This is a genomic window from Nocardia sp. NPDC058176 (assembly GCF_042883805.1).
In the GTDB taxonomy this organism is placed as follows: domain Bacteria; phylum Actinomycetota; class Actinomycetes; order Mycobacteriales; family Mycobacteriaceae; genus Nocardia.
In genome coordinates this window covers 2,428,601-2,447,454 of the sequence record NZ_JBHVVA010000001.1, presented here as the reverse complement: position 1 = coordinate 2,447,454, position 18,854 = coordinate 2,428,601, and the positions used below count along the sequence as shown (strand labels likewise).

Genomic DNA, 18,854 nt, shown 5'->3' with positions numbered 1-18,854 from the left:
TCGGGGTGACCGCGAACGTCATCGGTCGGCGTCCAGCATGCTGAAAACCTGTTCGGCCTCGGTGTAGACCTGCGTCATCGCGGCACGGTGCCGGTCGGCGATGGATCGGGCGAGGCGATGCGGTCCCCAGGTCATGGCCCGGTCACTGAGATGGAGATCGGTGATGCGGCCGCTGATGTCGGTCTCGACGACCACGCCGGCATCGGGTGTGCTCGCCTTGCCGCGGATCTCGGCGAGGCGCGCGCTGACGCGGTCGATCTCTGCGGGCTCGGTCATGGGATCCTTCCTGACTCGGACAAGGGGTTCACACCACAGATGCGCTGCGCGGGCTGCGCGGTTCGCGGCTGACCGGTCAGCGGGCGGAGCTGCGGGACAGGTTCCAGGACCACCACGGGTCGGCGTCGAGGTCGGCGTGGATGGGGGTCTCGATGTGGGTGCGGAGTGGCTCGGGGAGGCGGTGCAGGGCGGGGAGGATGTCGGGGGAGAGGGTGCTGAGGTAGGTGGTGTCGAGGCGTTCGTTGGTCTCCCAGCGGTCGATGTTGCGTTCGGCGACAAGGAGTTCCGGGTTCAGCAGGGCCAGGGCGATGAGGGTGGTGAGGGCGGTGCCGACGGCCGCGCGTGGCACCCAGGTCCAGTGCAGCCGGGCGATGGCGACCAGCACGAGGACGTACACCAGGCCGACCCACAGCTCGCAGACCGTGACCAGTACGCGCAGCACCGTGAATCCGTAGGCCTGCTGGTAGGTCCACATGCGGGCCAGCGCCGAGCACACGATGACCAGGGCCAGCACGCTCACCGCGCTGAGCAGGAGCCGCAGCCAGCGGCGGTCGGCGGCGCTGTCCTGTGCCGACCAGTGCAGGACGGCGAGGATCACGGCCAGGGTCAGGATGCTCACCGCCGACAACTGCCAGAACCCGCTGCGCGCGTACTCGGCGTAGGTCAGGCCCGCGGTTCGCTGGACGTAGTCGTCGCCACCGAACAGGGCGACGAACTGGGCGCCGAGGAACACCGCGAACAACACCGTCAGCGCGCCGACCGGCAATACCCACTCGCTGCGCGCCCACAACCGCAGGGGGCGAGTCGATTCCGCCGCATGGGCGGGCGGACCGGCGAGCAGATACAGCGCTCCCAGGGCACCTGCCCCGAGTACGGCGAACAGCAGGATCCACTGCCAGGCCGCGGCGGCGTCCACCGTCGGCACCAACCCGCTCAGTAGTTCGGCGAATGTCGCGTCCGCCCCGCCGAGCAGCGGCACGAACACGACCAGCAGTGCGGCCGTCACCGCCACCGAAACCCCGTAGCGCCGCACCTTCGACACCTGCGCCGACCGCACCTCCCGGAACCCGGAGAATGCCCACGGCACCGCCGAGAACGAGGCCAACGGCACGGCGACCATGTCGTGCACCAGCCCCCGCCCCGTCCGCCGCCCCAGCACCGCGAGCGACCCGGCCACACACGCGGCCAACACACACAACACGAACAGCCACCCCGCGGCCCGGAATGTCCCGACCCCGAGCAACACGAGCGCCGCGGCCGCCCACCAGACCCGGTCCCGAGCCGTGGGCGGTTGAGCGGCCGCCCTTTCCGGCGAGGTGTCCTGGTCCGCCGAGCTGCTCAGGGTGGACTGCTTCGTCAGCGGACCGCTCGCATCGCCGACCTCGATCGCGGTGTCGGACTCGGTCGTGTTGACGGGCTTCGTCCCGCTGTCGGACGCGGCCACGGAATTCGTCGGCGCGGTGACCGCATCGACCACCGCCGAGGTGCTCGCCGGGGCGGCTCCGGATGGTGGTGCGCTTTCGGTCGTAGCGGAATTCGCGGTGACCGGGTTGTTCTCCACTGCAACGGATTCCGTTGTAGAACCACCAGGCGTACGAGATCGGGCGCGATGGTCTACGGCGTAGAGGGCGCCGACGATCGCGGTTCCGGTGAGGAGCCAGCCGATGCCGGGGCGGTCGAGCGGGAGGACGGTCGCGCCGATGGCCCCGACCGCGGCTGCGGCGGGAAGCACACTCGCCGGGCGAGCGACGCGCTGCCAGCGCTTGGGTACCGGCGGGATGCGCGGGGGTGGCGGAGGCATGGGGCCCATCGAGGTGAGGGGAGTGGCGCCGGTCTTCGTCGCCGGCCCGGCTGGTGTATCGCCTGGCGCGGTAGGCGGTGTCGTCGCAACGGCCGTTGCCACCGAACTACCCGAGTCGGAGCCTGCCGCGGGTGGAGTTGCCTCGGACTGGGGCGACGCCGTGGTGGTCGCGGACGGAACGGCACTCGCCGTCGCGGCCACGGCGCCGGCGGTATCGGCCGCGGGTGTGTTGTCGGTACCAGCAGATGTGTGTTCGGACATGGGTGTTCCCTCCGAAGGGTGTGCGGGATCGCCCCGGGACCGAAGGGCCGGGAAGGTGATCAGGGATGTGGGTCGGTCAGTCCGTGGGCAGGACGACGCGAATGCGGGAGCCGGGTTCGGCCACGGCGATGGTGCCGCCGTGCAGATCGACGACCCAGCGGGCGATGGCGAGGCCGAGACCGGTACCGCCGCCGTCGGTGCGGCCACCGCGGGTGAAGCGGTCGAAGACGGTGGCGCGGTCGGCTTCCGGGATACCTGGCCCGTCGTCGGAGATCTCGAGAACGGTGGCACCGCCCTCGATCGTCGCCACGACGCGGACCTCGCCACCGGCCGGACCGTGCCTGGCCGCATTGTCGAGCAGGTTGAACAGCACCTGGTGCAGGCGGGCCCGATCGGCCAGCACGCGCGCCTCGGCGGGCTCGACGACCGTGGTGAAGCGGACACCGCGACCGAGTGCGGCCGTCATCACCTCGGCTTCGGCGATCGCAGCCGCCAACAGCGGTGCGAGCGGGAGGTTCTCGCGGTCGAGCGTCGACGCGCCCGCCTCGATACTGGACAGGTCGAGCAGTTCGGACACCAGCAGCCCGAGCCGCTCGGTCTGTGCCAGCGCGGTGCGCAGCGTCGCCGGGTCGGGTTCGCTGACCCCGTCGACCAGGTTCTCCAGCACCGCGTGCAGGGCGGTGACCGGCGTGCGCAACTCGTGCGAGACATTGGCGATGAGGTCACGCCGCTGCTGGTCGGCGGCGGCGAGGTCGGCTGCCATCTGGTTGAACGCGACCGCCAGCTGTCCCACCTCGTCCCGGGAGGACGCGCGCACCCGAAAGCTGTAGTCCCCGTGCGCCATCCGCCGCGCGGCCGCGGTCATCTCGCGCAGCGGCCGGGTGATCCCGTGCGCGAGGAACTGCGAGGTGACCAGCGCGATGATCATCGCGGTCAAGGTGGTGAAGGTGGGCAGCCAGCCGATCCGGAACCAGAAGTAGGCGAACGCGACCGCACCGGAACTCACCATCAGCACGGCCAGCTTCAGCTTGATCGACCGCAGCGGATCCAGCGGCCGGGGCAGCCGGTCGGCGACACGATCGAGCAGCGACGCCGCGGCCTCGGTGGTACTCATCGCGCGTCCAGGGCGTAACCGACACCGTGCACGGTGCGGATGAGATCGGCACCGAGCTTGCGGCGCAACGCCTTCACGTGCGAGTCGACCGCGCGGGTACCGGCGGCATCGGACCAGTCCCAGATGTCCTCGAGCAGCCGCTCCCTGGCCAGCACCGCCCGCGGCCGTTGCGCGAGCCGGGTCAGCAGATCGAATTCCAAGGGCGTTAGCCGCGCTTCGTTCTCGCCGCGCCAGACCCGCCGCTGATCGAGATCGATGCGCAGATCGCCGACGACGATGCTGACCTCGCCCCGATCGGCGGCCCGATCCACCCGTCGCAGCAGCGCGTGCACCCGGGCGGCGAGCACCCGCATCGAGAACGGCTTGGTCAGATAGTCGTCGGCGCCGACACCGAGCCCGATGAGCTGATCGGTCTCGTCGGTGCGCGCGGTGAGCATGAGCACCGGCACCGGCCGCTCGGCCTGGATCCGCCGGCACACCTCGATGCCGTCGAAGCCCGGCAGCATCACATCCAGCACCACCAGATCGGGTTCCCCCGCCGTGGCCGCAGCCACCGCGCCCGGTCCGTCGTGTGCCACCTCGACCGCGAAGCCCTCGGCCCGCAGCCGCGCCGCCACCGATTCGGCGATCGTCACCTCGTCGTCCACGACCAGGATGCGGCGCCCCGCCTGTCCTGTCGTGCCCCCACTGAGTTCCATGCTCAGACCCTAGCGAGCCGGTGTGGAGGGTTCCGTCGCCAAATGTGGAGATTCTGTGTGGACCGGAATCTACGGGTCGGGGAACAGGCCGGGGAGTTCCATGGCGTAGGCGAGGTCGTCGCGGGTGCCGAGGGTGACCAGCAGGACGCGGATCATGGTGATCCTGGCTTCGGTCGCCAGTGCCGGGTCGGGATCGCTGCCGGGTTCGGTGCCCGCGGTCAGGCGATAGACGACGTACTCGCACACGTGCAGCGCGGCGTCGAGATCGAGGGCGGCGGGCACGGGACGGCCGAGTTCGCCGAAGGTCTTGCGGACCAGATCGCGGATGTCGTCGAGGGCGCGTTCCCGATAGGCCGAGACCGGCGAGCCCGCATCGTGCAGCTCGGCGAAGAGCGGACGCAGCATCGGACCGTGCCCGCGCGCCCAGTCCACATAGGCGTCGATCAGCCGGATGCCCAACTGGACCGGCTCGTCGGTGCCGACCAGCGCCGCCCTGATCCCGCCGACCAGTCCGTCGTTGGAGGCGTCGAGCACCGCCTGCAGCGGCTCGGAGGCATTGCCGAAATAGCGGTAGAAGGTGGGCCTGGCCAGCCCGGCCTGCTCGATGATCTGGGCGACACTCAACCCACGCGAGCCGTTGCGCGCGAACACCGCGGCCGTCGCCTCGACGATCCGGGCGCGGACCTCTTCGGCCTGCTCCTCGGTCTGCGGCGGGCGCCCACGGCGCACCGCGGCCGGATCACCGGACATCGCACCTCCTCACCACCGCCGGACACTCGCGGAAAGCTTGACACGGGACCGGGCTCAGCCATTAATCTAACACTAGTGTTCAGCAAATAGCCGGACCTGCGCGACTGCTCCGCGTGACCCATCTGCCAGAGGAGAAGGGCCGACAATGACGACAGCCCCTGAGCTGACCGCCGAACCCACCGCGCTGCCGACCGCGCTGGTTCAGCCCCTGTTGGATCGCGCCGTCGCCGGTGGCGCGCCGTCGGTCCCGGTCCTCGCCCCGGCCACCGGCCACAAGATCGGCGATCTGCCGCAGTCCTCCATCGACGACATCGAGCGCGCCTTCGCCGTCGCCCGGCACGCGCAGCGCGACTGGGCCAAGGTGCCGGTCAAGCAGCGCGTGGAGATCGTGCGCCGCTTCCACGACATCGTGCTCGCCGAGCAGGACACCATCCTCGACATCGTGCAGACCGAGACCGGCAAGTCGCGCCCGCACGCCTTCGACGAGGTCGGCGACGTCGCCCTGAACTCGCGCTACTACGCCGCCGTCGCGCCCAAGCTGCTCGCCGACCGCAAGCCGCGCGGCGTGCTGCCGGTGCTCACCTCCGTCGACGTGCGTCACCGGCCCAAGGGCGTCGTCGCGGTCATCTCGCCGTGGAACTACCCCCTCGCGCTGTCGGCCTCCGACGCGCTGCCCGCGCTCATCGCCGGCAATGCCGTCGTCGCGCGCCCCGACAACCAGACCGCGCTCTCGGCGCTGTGGGCCATCGACGCCGCCGAACGCGCCGGACTCCCGCGCGGCCTGTGGCAGGCCGTGCTCGGGCGCGGCCGCGAGATCGGCGGCGATGTGATCGCGCGCGCCGACTACGTCGACTACACCGGTTCCAGCGCCACCGGCCGCACCATCGCCCAGCAGGCCGGTGAGCGGCTGATCGGCTACTCCCTGGAACTCGGCGGCAAGAACCCGCTGCTGGTCCTGGCCGACGCCGATGTCTCCAAGGCGGCCAAACTGGCCGTGCGGGCCTGCTTCTCCTCGGCCGGTCAGCTGTGCGAGTCGATGGAACGCATCTACGTCGACGCCTCGGTCTACGACCAGTTCGTCGCCGAATTCGTCGGCAATGTCAAGAACATGTCGCTGGGCGGCGAACTCGACTACAGCCGTGACATGGGTTCGCTGACCTTCCAGCGTCAGCTCGACACCGTCACCGCCCACGTCGACGACGCCGTGGCCAAGGGCGCCAAGGTGCTCGCCGGTGGCCGCGCCCGCCCGGACCTCGGCCCGTACTTCTACGAGCCCACCGTGCTCGCCGACGTGCGGCCCGGCATGACGGTCTACCGCGAGGAGACCTTCGGCCCGGTCGTCTCGGTGTACAAGGTCGACTCCGACGAGGCCGCCATCGAGGCCGCCAACGACACCGCCTACGGCCTCAACGCCAGCGTGTGGAGCAAGGATGCCGAGCGGGGCAAGTCCGTCGCCGAGCGCATCAACGCCGGATCGGTGAACGTCAACGAGGGCTTCATCGCCGCGTGGGGCAGCATCGACGCGCCCTCGGGCGGGCTCGGCATCTCGGGCCAGGGCCGTCGCCACGGTCCCGAAGGGCTGCTCAAGTACATCGACACCCAGACCATCGCGGTCCAGCGGTTGCTGCCGATCGCGCCGCTGCCCGGCATGTCCGAGCAGGTGTGGGCCAAGACGATGACGCTGGTCTTCGGCGTCATGAAGACGCTGCGCCAGAAGTAGCGAACGAGCGGGAATCAGGGGAACCGATTACATGAAACTGGAGACGGTCGCGGGCAAGCGGGTGCTGGTCACCGGCGCCGCCATGGGCCTGGGCAAGCTGTTCGCGGAGAAGGCGGTCGCCGAGGGCGCCGACGCGGTGGTGCTGTGGGATGTCAACGAGATCGCCCTGCGCGACACCGCGGCCCAGCTGACCGCCGCGGGCGGCAAGGTGCACCACTACGTCGTCGACGTGTCCTCGCAGGACTCGATCCGCGAGGCCGCCGAGGCGGTGCGCAAGGAGATCGGTGGCATCGACATCCTGGTCAACAACGCGGGCATCGTGCGCGGCAACACCTACTTCTGGGAAACTGCGAACCGCGCCGACATCGACAAGACGATGGCGATCAACTCGCTGGCCCCGATGTACATCGCCCTCGAGTTCCTGCCCGGGATGGTCGCCGGGGCAGGCCAGGCGCGCGTGCTCAACATCGCGTCCTCGGCCGGCCTGGTCGCCAATCCCCGCATGGCCGTCTACGCCGCCTCGAAGTGGGCGGCGCTGGGCTGGTCGGACTCGGTGCGCCTCGAGCTCGAGCAGGCGGGCCACGCCCACGTGAAGTTCACGACGGTCTGTCCGACCTACATCAACACCGGCATGTTCGACGGCGCCAAGGGCATCCTGTTCACCCCGATGCTCGAGCAGCACGATGTCGTCGACACCTCCTGGTCGGAGATGAAGAAGGGCGGTGCCCTGGTGGTGCTGCCGTGGACCTCGCGGATGAACCGCGCGCTCACCGGCCTGCTGCCGATCAAGGTGCGCGACCTCTATCTCAACGCGGTCGGCGTGTACCACTCGATGGACCAGTTCACCGGACGCAAGTAGAGACGGCACGCACCGATGCCCTCGCCGGCCGACCGTCTACGCGGCGGCGGGCGGGGGCATCGCGCTGTCGTCAGGAGCGTTTCTTGAACTGCTCGTAGACGGCGAAGTAGTTCTGTTCGCCGTACCCGTCGGCGATGGCGCGTTCGGCGATCTCCCGCATCAACCGGGGCTGCTCGGCGTGCACGCCCTGCTCTTCGCTGGTGCGGGTGATGTGTTCGAGCGAGTTGAGATTCATCGCCATGGTGCCGAGGGCACCGGGGTAGTCGGCGGCGTCGAGGTCGGGCGCCTGCTCGGCCAGCGACGCGTAGTCGACCACGGCGGGCATGAACCAGCCCAGTGCCAGCTCGGCGAACTCGCGCGCCGAGACATTCGCCGAGTCCAGGAGCGCGGTGGCGTGCAGCCAACCGTTCACGGTCGTGTACATCATGTCCAGCAGCGCGGTGTTGTAGAGCACGGCCAGTCCGATTTCCGCCCCGAGATGGCGTGGGTCGCCCAAGTCCGCCAACGTCTTTCGATGCTCGTCGAAGATGCCCCGCCCGCCGCTGTACAGCAGGACCGATTCGGGTCGGCCGACCAGCGGCGGCGGCACCATGATGGCACCGTCGAGATAGTCGATGCCGTGCCCGGCGGCCCACGCCAGGGCGGCGCGCGCCTCGTTCGGGGTGCCGGAGGTGAGGTTGACCAGGGCTCGACCGTCGAACTTCGCGTCGACGGAATCGAAGATCCGGTACATGGTCGCGTAGTTGTCGAGGCACACGATCGTGATCGAGCTCGCGGCGACGACTTCGGCCGCGCTGTCCGCGCGCTCGGCGCCCCTGGCGACCAGGTCGTCGGCCTTGCTCTGTGTGCGATTCCAGACGGTGAGGGAATGGCCGTGCGCGATCAATGCGTCGGCGAGCGCGAGGCCCATGGGTCCGAGTCCGATGAGGCCGATGCTGTTGTCCTGCTGGTCGATTGCGGATTCCGGTGTCATGGTCGCCTACGTTAAAGTCTCACATCAATGTGAGAGTCAACCCTCGATCGTGGTGGTGATCGGCACGTGCGTATCGGAGCCCTGTCCCAGCGAACCGGTGTCAGCGTGCGGTTGTTGCGCTACTACGAGGAGCAGGGCCTGCTCCAGCCGGTGCGGCGGCCCAGTGGATATCGCGAGTACCGCGCCGACGATGTCGACACGGTGCACAGCATCCGGCGGCTGCTGTCGGCCGGTCTCAACACCCAGACCATCGCCGCGCTGCTGCCCTGCATGGTCGGCAGCGGGGAATCGTTGGCACCCGGGTGCGCCGGGCTGCTGCCCGATCTGGACCGGGAGCGGGAACGCATCGACACGGCGATCGCCGATCTGCTGGCCGCGCGGGACGTCCTCGATGTCGTCATGGCCGCGACGGAACCGCCGGCGTCCACGGCGGACGGCGCCGACGAGTGCGCTGTCGCGCCCTCAGCGTGACTCGGTCGCCCTGGTCCCGAGGACGACAGTGGCGTAGTGCTCCTCGGAGTGCTCCACCCGCGGGGTGAGCCCGTACTCGACGAGCACCGCGCACGCCGTATCGACCTGGCCGGTCCCGGTTTCCACCAGCACCGTCCCGCCCGGGGCCAGCCATTCGGCCGCGCCCTCGGCCACCCGGCGGAACACGTCGAGACCGTCCGCGCCGCCGTCGAGCGCGACGAGCGGTTCGTGGTCACGTGCTTCGGGTGGCAGATCCGCGACCCGGGCGCTGGGCACGTACGGGGTGTTGGCGAGCAGCATGTCGATGCGCCCGCGCAGATCGCCGGGCAGCGCGTCGAACAGATCGCCCCGGAACACCGGTGCGGCGATCGGGGTGAGGTTCTCCCGTGCGCAGGCCACGGCGATCGGGTCGATGTCGGCGGCGACCAGTTCCACCTCGCACCCGCGGGCGTCGAGTTCGGTGGCGGCGGCCAGGCCGAGCGCCCCGCAGCCGCAACACAGATCGACCACGCAGGCCCGCCGGGAACCCTCCGGCACACCGGCCAGACCACGCTCCACCAGGAACGCGGTGCGCTGTCGCGGCACGAAGACCCCCGGCCGCACCCGCACCCGCATCCCCCGGAACTCCACCCAGCCGAGCAGGTACTCCAGCGGGGTCCCCGCGACGCGTCGGGTCACCAGATCGTCGAGGCGCGCGGGATCACCGGCTGTGGCGTCGAGCAGCAGCGCCGCCTCGTCCTCGGCGAACACGCAGCCCGCGGCGCGCAGGGCGACGATCACGTCATCGAGGGTGGAAACGACCATGCTGCGATTGTCCCGTGCCGGGCAACCGAATTATCGATCAGCGCGAGGTGGCGAGCTGGAAGGTGCGGGTGGCGTCGAGGTAGATGCCGCGCTGGGCGCTGCGCGACGGCGGCGGCAACTGCGAGACCAGTTCGTCGAGCGAGGTCGTCGCTCCGACCACCGCGGTTCCGGCCACGATGAAGTCGGCGACCGCGCGCCGGATGTGGTTCGGCGAGGTCACCACCACCGCGCTGGTGGCGCCGAGATCGCGCAGCAGGCGCGTGCTGAACAGCGCGTTCTGCACCGTCGACCCGGCCCGGTCCTCCACGTGGATCCGCTCGTTGGGCAGGCCGCGATCGACGAGCCAGCGCCGCATTGCCTCGGCCTCGGTCACGCCGTTGCTCGGATTGCCCCCGGTGACGACCACCGGCGAGAACGGCGCCGCGATCGCCTGCAACCAGGCCGCGGTGAGCCGGTTCTCCAGCTCGGGCCGCGGCGTGCCGTCGGGCAGCAGGCCATAGCCGAGGACCACGATGCCGGTCTGCGGACCCACCAGCGCGGGCAGCGGATTGGGCAGGGTGGCCGCGGCGGCGGTGACCGCGTGCAGCACATGCGCCGTGCCAGCGGCCATGCCGGGATCGACCGCGCCGAGCCGGTGCATCGCGTCGTGCACCGCGCCCGCGTCGCCCGCGTAGTGCGACCAGATGGCCTGCAGGGACAGCGCCTCCGCGTCGTGTGGTTCGGCGGCGATCAGGGTGCGCAGGTCGGCGCGGCCCGCGTCGTCGTTGCCGTTGGTGAAATGGTGCTGCGCGGAGTTGTAGAGCGCGACGACGTCCGGTCCGCCCGCGACGGCGGGGCCGACGGCCGTGGTCGTCAGCGCGCCGACCGTGACCACGGCGGCGGCCAGTTGTTTCCAATGCCTCGAGATCTTCACGACAGTCGACACCCTTCCCGCGAACGGTTCGGTACGTGCTGGCAGAGCTGATGCTGATGGCAGAGCAGCCAACACCCTACGACCGACCCGCACGACCACGGCGGACCCCGACCGCCTTCCGCGCGTCGCGGCCCGGCGGCACGGAGCCCGCGCACCGGCGGATAAGCTGACTCATCGTGGATACCGCTTCGCTGACCGGCAAGGAACTCGCCGCCGCCATCAACGCCGACACGAAGGAGCGCGCGGCCGCGCTCACCGCCGCGGGCACCGCGCCGACGCTGGCGCTGATCGTCGCCAACGACGACCCAGCCAGCGCGTGGTACGTGAACTCCCTGCGCAAGGCCGCCGAACGGCTCGGCATCGCCTGCGAGCGCATCGACCTCGGTGCCGACGCGAGCGCCGAGACCATCCGCGCCGAACTGACCGCGCGCAGCGCCGATCCCGCCGTCGACGCGATCATGCTGCAGACCCCGCTGCCCGCGGGTGTCGGCCTCGACGACGTGAGCTCGGCGATCGCCGCCGCCAAGGATGTCGACGGCGTCAGCCCGCTCTCACTGGGCCTGCTCGCCTCCGGCCTCGACGGATTCGTGCCCGCCACCTCCGAAGCCGTGGTCGAGCTGCTGAAGCATCACGGCATCGCGCTGCAGGGCCGCCTGGTCACCGTCGTCGGCCGCTCCAATGTCGTCGGCAAGCCGCTCGCTCAGCTGCTGCTCGCCGAGAACGCCACGGTCACCGTCGCGCACTCGCGCACCGCCGAGCTGGCCGCGGTCACCACCCCCGCCGACATCGTCGTCGCCGCGGCGGGCCGGATCGGGCTGGTCACCGGCAAGCACATCGGGGAGGGCGCCGTGGTGATCGATGTTGGTACCAACGAAGCCGAAGACGGTGGCATCGTCGGCGATGTCGACGCGGCCTCGGTCACCGGCAAGGCGGCGGCACTGAGCCCGGTGCCCGGCGGCGTCGGCCCGGTCACCACCGCGCTGCTCATGCGCCACGTGGTCGTCGCGGCCGAGAAGTCGCGCGCCTGAACGGAGTTCGGGCCTCGGTCGGGTCTAGCGCACCGGCCCGATCGAGGTGATCAACGTCTTGGTGCCCACCGCGGCGGTGTCGACCAGCTGCGGGTTGTAGACGATCGGCACCGCGTCAGGCCGGAACTCGGTGATCGTCACGAGGTACTGCCCGGCGGCGGGCCCCGGCGCGATGTCGAGGCAGTGCGTGGTGCCCACCGGGATCGTGTCGATGCCGGCCTGGATGGCGGCGCCCGAGGGCAGCGCGGCATTGCTCGCCACCAGGGTGCGGGCCTCGTCACCGGAGCGCGCGACGTAGTACGCGTGCTGGAACGCCAGGATCGCCGCGATACCACTGTCGGTGCCACCGGGACCATTGCTCTGGAGCTTGCCGTCGGTCTGCTCGGTCGGGCAGCTCGCCGCGATGGCGGTCGCGCTCGGCACCGGCTCGAGCGGACTGCTCGCGGCCGCGGATTCCGGTGCGGGACCGCGGAATTGGAGATACCCGCCGCCGATCAGCACGGCACCGGCCACCGAGGCCGCCAGCGGGGCGACCCACCGGGGGGCGCGGCGGCGCCGGGAGCGGTCGATCATCCGCGCGAACACCTCGTCGTCGCCCCCGTAATCGGGTGCGGGCCGGTCGGATTCGTCGGCGCTCGGGACCGGCCAGGTGTCGCGGACGCGCGGTGCGGGATCGTCGTCAACCGGGTCCGGCCAGGTGTCACGGGGCTCGGGCGCGGGGAAGTCGGGGGTGATGATCGGGAGTTTGTCGGTGTCGGGACCGTTGTCGGGTTCCTCGATCGCGAACGCGGTGTCGGTGTCCGCGGAATCGGCGAGCGCGTGGCGTGCGGCGGGATCGAAGCGTCCGCCGACGATCGGCAGCCGGTCGGTCGCGTAACCGTCCTCGGTGACGACCGGACCGAGCCGGTCGATCGACGACAGCGAGATCACCGGGATCCCGGCCGGGGTGATCGGTCCGCCCTCGACGCGATGCCGGGCACCGGTGCGGCGCGGCGGATTCTGGTCGATCGGCTTGCGGGGCCGGGGTGCGCCGAGACCGCGACCGGGTCGGCGGATCGGAATGGGCACCGCGAACGGAGCATCGGCCGATCCAGGGTCGTCGTGCTGTCGAGCACCGATCGGTCTGTGCGCATCCGGTCGATCCATCGCCCCACCTTCATAGGCTGTCGCCGTCAGGGTCTCGTGTCCCGCAACGATTTCGTTACGGGCACGATACTGCGCTGACGGTGGGAACGCCGAATGCCACGAGGGAATTCGTCAACTCACCAATGGATGTAGACCTGATCGCCGATGCCGACGTTCTCGTAATACCAGGCCGCGTTCTCGGGCGAGAGGTTGATGCAGCCGTGGCTCACATTGGCGTAGCCCTGCGAATCCACCGACCACGGCGCCGAGTGCACGAACACTCCGCCCCAGGTGAGGCGGACGGCCCACTCGCCGTCGATGATGTAGCCCTCGGGATCGTCGAGCGGAATCCCGATGGTGCGCGAGTCGAACACCAGTGAGCGGAACTTCTCCAGCACGGTGAAGGTGCCGGTCGGTGTCTCGAAACCGGGCTTGCCCATCGACGCCGGCATATTGCGCACGACCTGTCCACCGATGCTCACCGTGAAGGTGTGTGCCGACAGATTGGCTTCGGCGTAGACACCGCCGTTGGTCTGGAACTGGGTGCGCTGATTGCCGAACTGCACCGAGATCGGTGAATTCGTGGGCAGCGTCCCGTTCGGCGTCCAGCGCAATTGGGTGTCGTCGATCCAGGCGAAGGTGCCGGGCAGCGCGTCGGTGGCGCGGATCGCGGTGGCGCGTTCGGCGGCCGCGCGGTTGGTGACCGGGGCCGCGAAGGTGAACGTGACCGGTGCGGCGATGCCGACGACCTGCCCGTTCGCCGGGAATATCGAAGTGACCGTCGCGGTCGGGGTTCCTCCGATCACAGCGGCGGACGCGGCTCCCGACCAGAACGCGGCCAGTACTGCCGCCATGGTCGCGACGAACAGAAATCGAAGTGCGCTCCTCATAAACGCCACCCCTTCGGTCACTCGTAGGCGGACACCAAGTCTAGGCCGCCATGATCAACTAGACCTATCGAAGTGGTAACGGCCGACGGGTCCGACGGTGTGTCGTCTTGTGTTCGCGCTGGTGAGAGGTCTCGAGGATCGTTCCCACTTCGATATCGGCGGGTCGGCCCCGGTCAGTGAAGGGTGCCGGGACGCGGTAGCGGCGGGGGGTCGAGGGCGAGTGCGGCGTCGAATTCGGCTCTGGCGGCGGTGATCTCGTCGTGATGCTCGACCACCCACGCGCCCATGGCCTGGCTGATCCGGCCCAGATCCGCGCCCAGCGCCGTGATCGAGTACTCCACCCGCGGCGGCACGGTCGGGTACACCGCGCGCCGGACCAGGCCGTCGCGTTCGAGATCGCGCAGGGTCTTGGTGAGCATCTTCTGGGTGATCCCGTCCAGGCGTCGGCGCAACGCGTTGAACCGCACCGGACCGTCGGCCTCCCGCAGTGTGCCGAGGACCAGCAGCACCCATTTGTCGGCGAGTACGGACAGCAGCTGCCGGGCGGGGCAGTCGCGCAGGAACGCCTCGACCGAGCGCTGATCCGCCTCGGTGGTATCCATGGGGTACCACGGTATCCGAAAGGTGCCTACTTCCGTTCGGATACCACTGCGCGCAGACTCGACGGCATGTGGCAGATGGAGCAGAAGAGTTTCGGTGGGCCCGAGGTGTTCGAGCGGGTGGAGGTTCCCCGGCCCACGCCCGGACCAGGTGAGGTGCTGGTCCGCATGGTGGCGACGAGCGTGAACGCCGCGGACTGGAAGGTGCGCAGCGGGCGCATCCGGCAGCTCGGCGAGCCGCCGCTGGTGCTCGGGCTCGACCTGTCCGGCGTGGTCGAGGCCGTGGGCCCTGGTGCGGATCGGTTCGTGCCGGGGGAGGCGGTTTACGGCGTGGTCTTCGGTGGCGCCAACGCCGAATACGTGGTGGCGCAGGAGAATCGGCTGGCCCGTGTTCCGGTGTCGATCGATCCGGTGCATGCCGCCGCGCTGCCGGTCGCCGGGTTGACCGCCTGGCAGACGCTGGCGACTGTGCGCGCGGGGGAGCGGGTGCTGGTGCACGCGGCCGCCGGCGGGGTCGGCCACCTCGCGGTGCAGATCGCCGCGCATCGCGGTGCCGCGGTGGCGGGTACGGCGCGCACGGACAATCACGCCTACCTGCGCGCCCTCGGTGTCAGCGACCCGATCGATTACCGCACAACAGATTTCACCACCGCGATCACCGATGTCGACCTCGTCCTCGACCTCATCGGCCCCGACTACACCGACCGGTCACTGACCGTCCTGAGCCCCACGGGACGGGTGATCGCCGCCGAAGGCCCTGATACACACCCGGATTCGCGCGTCGAGCGCTTTCGCGTCGACCCGAACACCGCCGACCTCGAAGTCCTCGCCGCCGCGATCGACCGCGGGGAACTGACCGTCGACATCGCCGAAACCCTGCCGATCACCGACCTCGCCACGGCCCATCGGCTCAGCGAGTTGGGGCGGGTCCGCGGCAAGATCGTGCTCACCGCGAATGGGTGACCCGGGGCTACGCAAGTCTGATGCGGCCCCGCACGGTCTGACGCGGCGGCGCACGGTCTGACGCGCCCGCGCACGGTGTGATCCCCGTTGCGCGCCAGCGATCTGGCGGCGCAGCGTGGTCCGGCCGCGTGCGGTGCATCAGCTGCGCATGGTGTGCCTCAGCTGCGCACCGCGTGCAGCACGTCGGCGTGCAGGGCATCGGCTCGTGCGGCCACCGTCTCGACCCGCAGCAGCGCCTCGGCGAAGGCATCGCCCAGCTCGGCGGGCAGCGAGCCGAGATTGATCTCGATGTTGAGCTGGGAGCTCATTGCCGCCGCGCGGGCTGCGTCGGCGGCCGCGCCGATGTCGGTGACCACATTGGGGTTGCCGACCGGCAGGAGTTCGGCTGCCAGCGACAGGATCTCGTCGGCCTCGTCGACCACCGCGGCGGGCACCCGGGCCGCCTCGACGAGGGACGCGTTGATCGCGGCGGTGCGGGCGGCGCGTTCGGCGTCGGTGTCCTTGGGCAGCTTGTAGGCGGTGCCGACCGCGGTGAAGGCGGCCGCGTCGGCGTCGGCCAGGGCCAGCGACCGGGTGCGCGCGGCGTCGGCGGCCTCGATGATCCGGTCGACGACCGGCCGGTGCTCGGCGTCCTTGGCGCGGGTGGTGTAGCGCGCCACCATCGCCACCAGCGCCGCGGCCTGTGCCGCGTGCAGTGCGGCCACGGCCCCTCCGCCGGGTGCGGGCACCTTGGCGGCCAGCTCCGACAGATAGTCCTCGATGGTCACCGCGGCGAAGGAGGGGGCGATCTGCTGCGGCGAGACGGTGGGCTGCGACACGACGGGGAGGCCTTTCGATGCGGCGAGAACTGCGCTGGGAATCACCGTCAACGCTACCGGGTGCCCACCGGCGCACCCCGCCCGACCAGCACCTGTGCCGACAGACCGACCGGTCGGGGTGCGCGGGGCCGCCGGGGCTATGTTGGGTGGTATGCGGATCGGATTGAGCATCAACTACTCGGGCGGGTTCAAGGAGGTCGCGGCCGAGGTCGCCGACCTGGAACGCGCCGGCCTCGACATCGTCTTCGTGCCGGAGGCGTACTCCTTCGACGCGGTCAGCGCGCTGGGCTACCTGGCCGCGCGCACCGAGCGGGTGCAGCTGGCCTCGGGCATCCTGCAGCTCTACACCCGCACGCCCAGCCTCACCGCGATGACCGCGGCCGGGCTCGACTTCGTCTCCGACGGCCGCTTCATCCTCGGCATCGGTGCCTCGGGTCCCCAGGTCATCGAGGGATTCCACGGCGTGCCCTACGACGCCCCGATCGGGCGCACCCGCGAACTCGTCGAGATCTGCCGCAAGGTCTGGCGCCGCGAGAAGCTGAACTATCAGGGCAAGTACTACCAGATCCCGCTGCCCGCCGACCGTGGCACCGGCCTGGGCAAACAACTCAAGCTGATCAATCACCCCGTCCGCGAGCGCATTCCGGTGCTGCTGGCCGCGCTCGGCCCCAAGAACGTGGAGCTGGCCGCCGAGATCGCCGAGGGCTGGCAGCCGATCTTCTTCCTGCCGGAGAAGGCGAACGAGGTCTGGGGCGACGCGGTCGCGGCGGGCACGGCCAAGCGCGATCCGGCGCTGGGCAAGCTCGATGTCTTCGCCGGTCCCGCGCTGGCCATCGGGGAGAACGTGACCCCGCTGCTGGAGTTCGTCAAGCCGCACCTGGCGCTTTACATCGGCGGCATGGGCGCCAAGGGCAAGAACTTCTATCACACCCTCGCCACCAAGTACGGCTACGGCGAGGCCGCCGACCGTATCCAGGAGCTGTACCTGGCCGGTGACAAGCAGGCTGCCACCAAGGCCGTGCCCGACGACCTGGTTCGCGACGTGTCGCTGATCGGTCCGGAGAGCTTCGTGAAGGAGCGCGTCGCGGCCTTCGCCGAGGCGGGTGTCACCACCCTCAACGTCGTGCCGATCGCCGAGGACGCCGCGGGGCGGATCAAGCTGATCGAGCAGCTGCGCGGCCTCTGCTGACCCACCGCCGAACACGACGCGCCGCCGTCCGGAGAGTGCTCCGGACGGCGGCGCGCGTGTGTCAGGTCAGGACTTGAACGATTCCAGGGCGGTGGCGAGGGTGGTGTGCATCGCGAACACCTGGTCCAGGCTCGTCATCTTCAGCTGACGGCTGGTTGCGGGCCCGTCGGCCACCACCGCGATCGCGGTGGTGTCACCGGCGCGCTGATGGGCGGCGACCAGGGTCGCCATCCCCGCCGAGGCGAGGAATCCGACCGCGGTCAGATCGATCACCAACGTCGCCGGTTTGTCGGCCAGGATGGTCTCGATGGCGGCGTCCAGCGCGGGCGCGGTGGCCAGATCGACCTCGCCGGTCACCGTCAGCACCGTGACGCCGTCGTGTACCGCCGTCGTGGTGGTCATCGTGTCCGTGAGTGGATACGCGTCTCCGGATGAGTTGGTCACCTCTCCAACAACACACAACTTCGCCCGAATACGCAAGCCACAGACCCTCGGTGCCCGCGATCCCGGACGGTCGACTCGGCGCTCCCGGCTATACTCGGGGCCGCCGGTCCCGGTGAGCAGGGTGCGGGCTGGTGTTCGGCCGATGCCGTCGTACTGTGTGGACGTGAACATCGATGTGACGCCTTTACCGGGGATCGGCGTGTGCAAGGACTTTCCGCTGGCCGGGGCGCGGCGCCGGATCGGCGTGATCGAGCACCGCGACGGGTCGGTGGACCTGGTGGTCTCGCGGGCGGGCGACTTCGACTCGACGACCGCTATTCCCCTGTCGAGTACCGAGATCGGCGTGCTGGCCGGCCTGCTCGGCGCGCCGCAGGTGGTGCAGAAGACCCAGGACACCCTCGGTATCGGCGAGCTCTCGACCCGGCAGTTCGCCATCGACCGCGGCAGCCCGTTCGACGGCCGCCCGCTGAGCGACACCGAGATGCGCACCCGCACCAAGGCATCGGTGGTCGCGGTGGTGCGCGCCGGTGAGGTGTCCCCTTCGCCCACACCGGATTTCACCTTCATCGCCGGTGATCTCATCGTCGTCGTCGGCACCGACCACGGCCTGGAGGCGGTGGGCAGACTGCTGAACGCGGGCTGAGAACCCGTTAGGCATGGTAAAGGGGAGGGTATGAACGTAGAAGTGACGTCGCTGCCGGGAATCGGTGTGCGAAAAGAGTTTTCGCTGTCGAAGGTGGACCGGCGCATCGGCGTCGTCGATCATCGCGACGGCGGAACGGACCTGATCTTCACCCGGGTCGGTGACTCGGATTCGACCGTGCAGATCCCGCTGTCGGAGGTCGAGGCGCGCACGCTCGCCAGCCTGCTCGGCGCGCCGCAGCTGGTCGCGCAATTGCGCGAGGAGCATCGCGATCTCGACGGGGTGAGCACCAGATCGCTGCCGGTGCCGCCGAATTCGCCCTATGCCGGGCGTCGCCTCGGCGAGACGGAACTGCGGACCAGGACGCGCGCGTCGATCGTCGCGGTGCTGCGTGCCGGGCAGGTGTTCGCCTCGCCCGGACCGGAATTCGGGTTCGTCGGCGGTGACATGATCGTCGTCGTCGGGACCAACGCCGGGCTCGACGCCGCTGCTTCGATCCTCACCCACGGCTGAGC

21 protein-coding genes are annotated in these 18,854 nt (G+C 70.1%); 8 read left to right on the top strand and 13 right to left on the bottom strand.

The genetic code is table 11. The features are described 5' to 3' along the window. Positions 1-18: 18 nt before the first annotated feature. From ACFVVM_RS11420 to ACFVVM_RS11400, 5 genes are all read right to left on the bottom strand, one after another. Positions 19-276 (bottom strand): hypothetical protein, encoded by a 258-nt coding sequence (locus ACFVVM_RS11420; protein ID WP_387616249.1) that lies wholly within the window; start codon positions 274-276, stop codon positions 19-21. Between the two features lie 76 nt (positions 277-352). Further along, on the bottom strand, positions 353-2,077 hold the full coding sequence (locus tag ACFVVM_RS11415; protein WP_387616247.1) for a DUF4153 domain-containing protein: 1,725 nt from the start codon (positions 2,075-2,077) through the stop codon (positions 353-355). A gap of 337 nt (positions 2,078-2,414) precedes the next feature. Beyond that, positions 2,415-3,452 (bottom strand): ATP-binding protein, encoded by a 1,038-nt coding sequence (locus ACFVVM_RS11410; protein WP_387616245.1) that lies wholly within the window; start codon positions 3,450-3,452, stop codon positions 2,415-2,417. Continuing rightward, complete coding sequence (locus ACFVVM_RS11405) at positions 3,449-4,150, bottom strand: response regulator (RefSeq protein ID WP_387616243.1); 702 nt, start codon at positions 4,148-4,150, stop codon at positions 3,449-3,451. The genes ACFVVM_RS11410 and ACFVVM_RS11405 overlap by 4 nt, the downstream gene beginning before the upstream one ends. A 69-nt stretch (positions 4,151-4,219) precedes the next feature. After that, on the bottom strand, positions 4,220-4,900 hold the full coding sequence (locus ACFVVM_RS11400) for a TetR/AcrR family transcriptional regulator (RefSeq protein WP_387616241.1): 681 nt from the start codon (positions 4,898-4,900) through the stop codon (positions 4,220-4,222). A gap of 145 nt (positions 4,901-5,045) precedes the next feature. Here ACFVVM_RS11400 and ACFVVM_RS11395 point away from each other — a divergent pair, with 145 nt between their 5' ends. After that, positions 5,046-6,620 carry a succinic semialdehyde dehydrogenase gene (locus ACFVVM_RS11395; protein ID WP_387616239.1) on the top strand — a complete coding sequence of 525 codons (1,575 nt, stop codon included), beginning with the start codon at positions 5,046-5,048 and terminating at the stop codon, positions 6,618-6,620. Between the two features lie 31 nt (positions 6,621-6,651). Beyond that, on the top strand, positions 6,652-7,479 hold the full coding sequence (locus tag ACFVVM_RS11390; protein WP_387616237.1) for an SDR family NAD(P)-dependent oxidoreductase: 828 nt from the start codon (positions 6,652-6,654) through the stop codon (positions 7,477-7,479). A gap of 70 nt (positions 7,480-7,549) precedes the next feature. On the opposite strand, the gene ACFVVM_RS11385 is transcribed toward ACFVVM_RS11390, so the two are convergent. Beyond that, the gene (locus ACFVVM_RS11385; RefSeq protein WP_387616235.1) at positions 7,550-8,452 is read right to left on the bottom strand and encodes an NAD(P)-dependent oxidoreductase; all 903 of its coding nucleotides are present in this window, start codon (positions 8,450-8,452) and stop codon (positions 7,550-7,552) included. Positions 8,453-8,518: 66 nt separating this feature from the next. Here ACFVVM_RS11385 and ACFVVM_RS11380 point away from each other — a divergent pair, with 66 nt between their 5' ends. Further along, positions 8,519-8,923, top strand: coding sequence for a MerR family transcriptional regulator (locus ACFVVM_RS11380; RefSeq protein ID WP_387616233.1), 405 nt, complete (start codon positions 8,519-8,521; stop codon positions 8,921-8,923). Here the strand turns inward: ACFVVM_RS11380 and ACFVVM_RS11375 are convergent. Continuing rightward, the gene (locus ACFVVM_RS11375; RefSeq protein WP_387616231.1) at positions 8,915-9,727 is read right to left on the bottom strand and encodes a putative protein N(5)-glutamine methyltransferase; all 813 of its coding nucleotides are present in this window, start codon (positions 9,725-9,727) and stop codon (positions 8,915-8,917) included. The two genes, ACFVVM_RS11380 and ACFVVM_RS11375, sit on opposite strands and share 9 nt — an antisense overlap. Positions 9,728-9,764: 37 nt before the next feature. After that, positions 9,765-10,640: a YdcF family protein gene (locus tag ACFVVM_RS11370; protein ID WP_387616229.1), complete on the bottom strand. Its 876-nt coding sequence runs from the start codon at positions 10,638-10,640 to the stop codon at positions 9,765-9,767. A gap of 176 nt (positions 10,641-10,816) precedes the next feature. On the opposite strand from ACFVVM_RS11370, the gene ACFVVM_RS11365 reads away from it, so the two are divergent. Continuing rightward, positions 10,817-11,668 carry a bifunctional 5,10-methylenetetrahydrofolate dehydrogenase/5,10-methenyltetrahydrofolate cyclohydrolase gene (locus tag ACFVVM_RS11365; RefSeq protein ID WP_387616227.1) on the top strand — a complete coding sequence of 284 codons (852 nt, stop codon included), beginning with the start codon at positions 10,817-10,819 and terminating at the stop codon, positions 11,666-11,668. A 24-nt stretch (positions 11,669-11,692) separates the two neighbouring features. Here the strand turns inward: ACFVVM_RS11365 and ACFVVM_RS11360 are convergent, their stop codons facing one another. The 3 genes from ACFVVM_RS11360 to ACFVVM_RS11350 all read right to left on the bottom strand — a co-directional run bounded on the left by ACFVVM_RS11360 (position 11,693) and on the right by ACFVVM_RS11350 (position 14,285). Next, positions 11,693-12,814 carry a hypothetical protein gene (locus tag ACFVVM_RS11360; protein WP_387616225.1) on the bottom strand — a complete coding sequence of 374 codons (1,122 nt, stop codon included), beginning with the start codon at positions 12,812-12,814 and terminating at the stop codon, positions 11,693-11,695. Positions 12,815-12,930: 116 nt separating this feature from the next. Next, positions 12,931-13,683: a L,D-transpeptidase family protein gene (locus ACFVVM_RS11355; RefSeq protein ID WP_387616836.1), complete on the bottom strand. Its 753-nt coding sequence runs from the start codon at positions 13,681-13,683 to the stop codon at positions 12,931-12,933. Positions 13,684-13,856: 173 nt separating this feature from the next. Beyond that, on the bottom strand, positions 13,857-14,285 hold the full coding sequence (locus tag ACFVVM_RS11350) for a winged helix-turn-helix transcriptional regulator (protein ID WP_387616223.1): 429 nt from the start codon (positions 14,283-14,285) through the stop codon (positions 13,857-13,859). A gap of 66 nt (positions 14,286-14,351) precedes the next feature. Here ACFVVM_RS11350 and ACFVVM_RS11345 point away from each other — a divergent pair, with 66 nt between their 5' ends. After that, the gene (locus ACFVVM_RS11345; protein WP_387616221.1) at positions 14,352-15,245 is read left to right on the top strand and encodes an NADP-dependent oxidoreductase; all 894 of its coding nucleotides are present in this window, start codon (positions 14,352-14,354) and stop codon (positions 15,243-15,245) included. Between the two features lie 158 nt (positions 15,246-15,403). Here ACFVVM_RS11345 and ACFVVM_RS11340 read toward each other — a convergent pair whose 3' ends face one another. Continuing rightward, positions 15,404-16,063: a cyclodeaminase/cyclohydrolase family protein gene (locus ACFVVM_RS11340; protein WP_387616219.1), complete on the bottom strand. Its 660-nt coding sequence runs from the start codon at positions 16,061-16,063 to the stop codon at positions 15,404-15,406. Positions 16,064-16,214: 151 nt separating this feature from the next. On the opposite strand from ACFVVM_RS11340, the gene ACFVVM_RS11335 reads away from it, so the two are divergent. Continuing rightward, positions 16,215-17,252, top strand: a complete 1,038-nt coding sequence (locus ACFVVM_RS11335; RefSeq protein WP_387616217.1) for an LLM class F420-dependent oxidoreductase — start codon at positions 16,215-16,217, stop codon at positions 17,250-17,252. A gap of 66 nt (positions 17,253-17,318) precedes the next feature. Here the strand turns inward: ACFVVM_RS11335 and ACFVVM_RS11330 are convergent, their stop codons facing one another. After that, positions 17,319-17,654: an STAS domain-containing protein gene (locus tag ACFVVM_RS11330; protein ID WP_387616215.1), complete on the bottom strand. Its 336-nt coding sequence runs from the start codon at positions 17,652-17,654 to the stop codon at positions 17,319-17,321. Between the two features lie 205 nt (positions 17,655-17,859). On the opposite strand from ACFVVM_RS11330, the gene ACFVVM_RS11325 reads away from it, so the two are divergent. Both ACFVVM_RS11325 and ACFVVM_RS11320 read left to right on the top strand, forming a co-directional pair. Continuing rightward, the gene (locus tag ACFVVM_RS11325; RefSeq protein ID WP_387616213.1) at positions 17,860-18,339 is read left to right on the top strand and encodes a cation:proton antiporter regulatory subunit; all 480 of its coding nucleotides are present in this window, start codon (positions 17,860-17,862) and stop codon (positions 18,337-18,339) included. Between the two features lie 30 nt (positions 18,340-18,369). Beyond that, positions 18,370-18,852 carry a cation:proton antiporter regulatory subunit gene (locus ACFVVM_RS11320; RefSeq protein WP_387616211.1) on the top strand — a complete coding sequence of 161 codons (483 nt, stop codon included), beginning with the start codon at positions 18,370-18,372 and terminating at the stop codon, positions 18,850-18,852. Positions 18,853-18,854 lie beyond the last annotated feature (2 nt).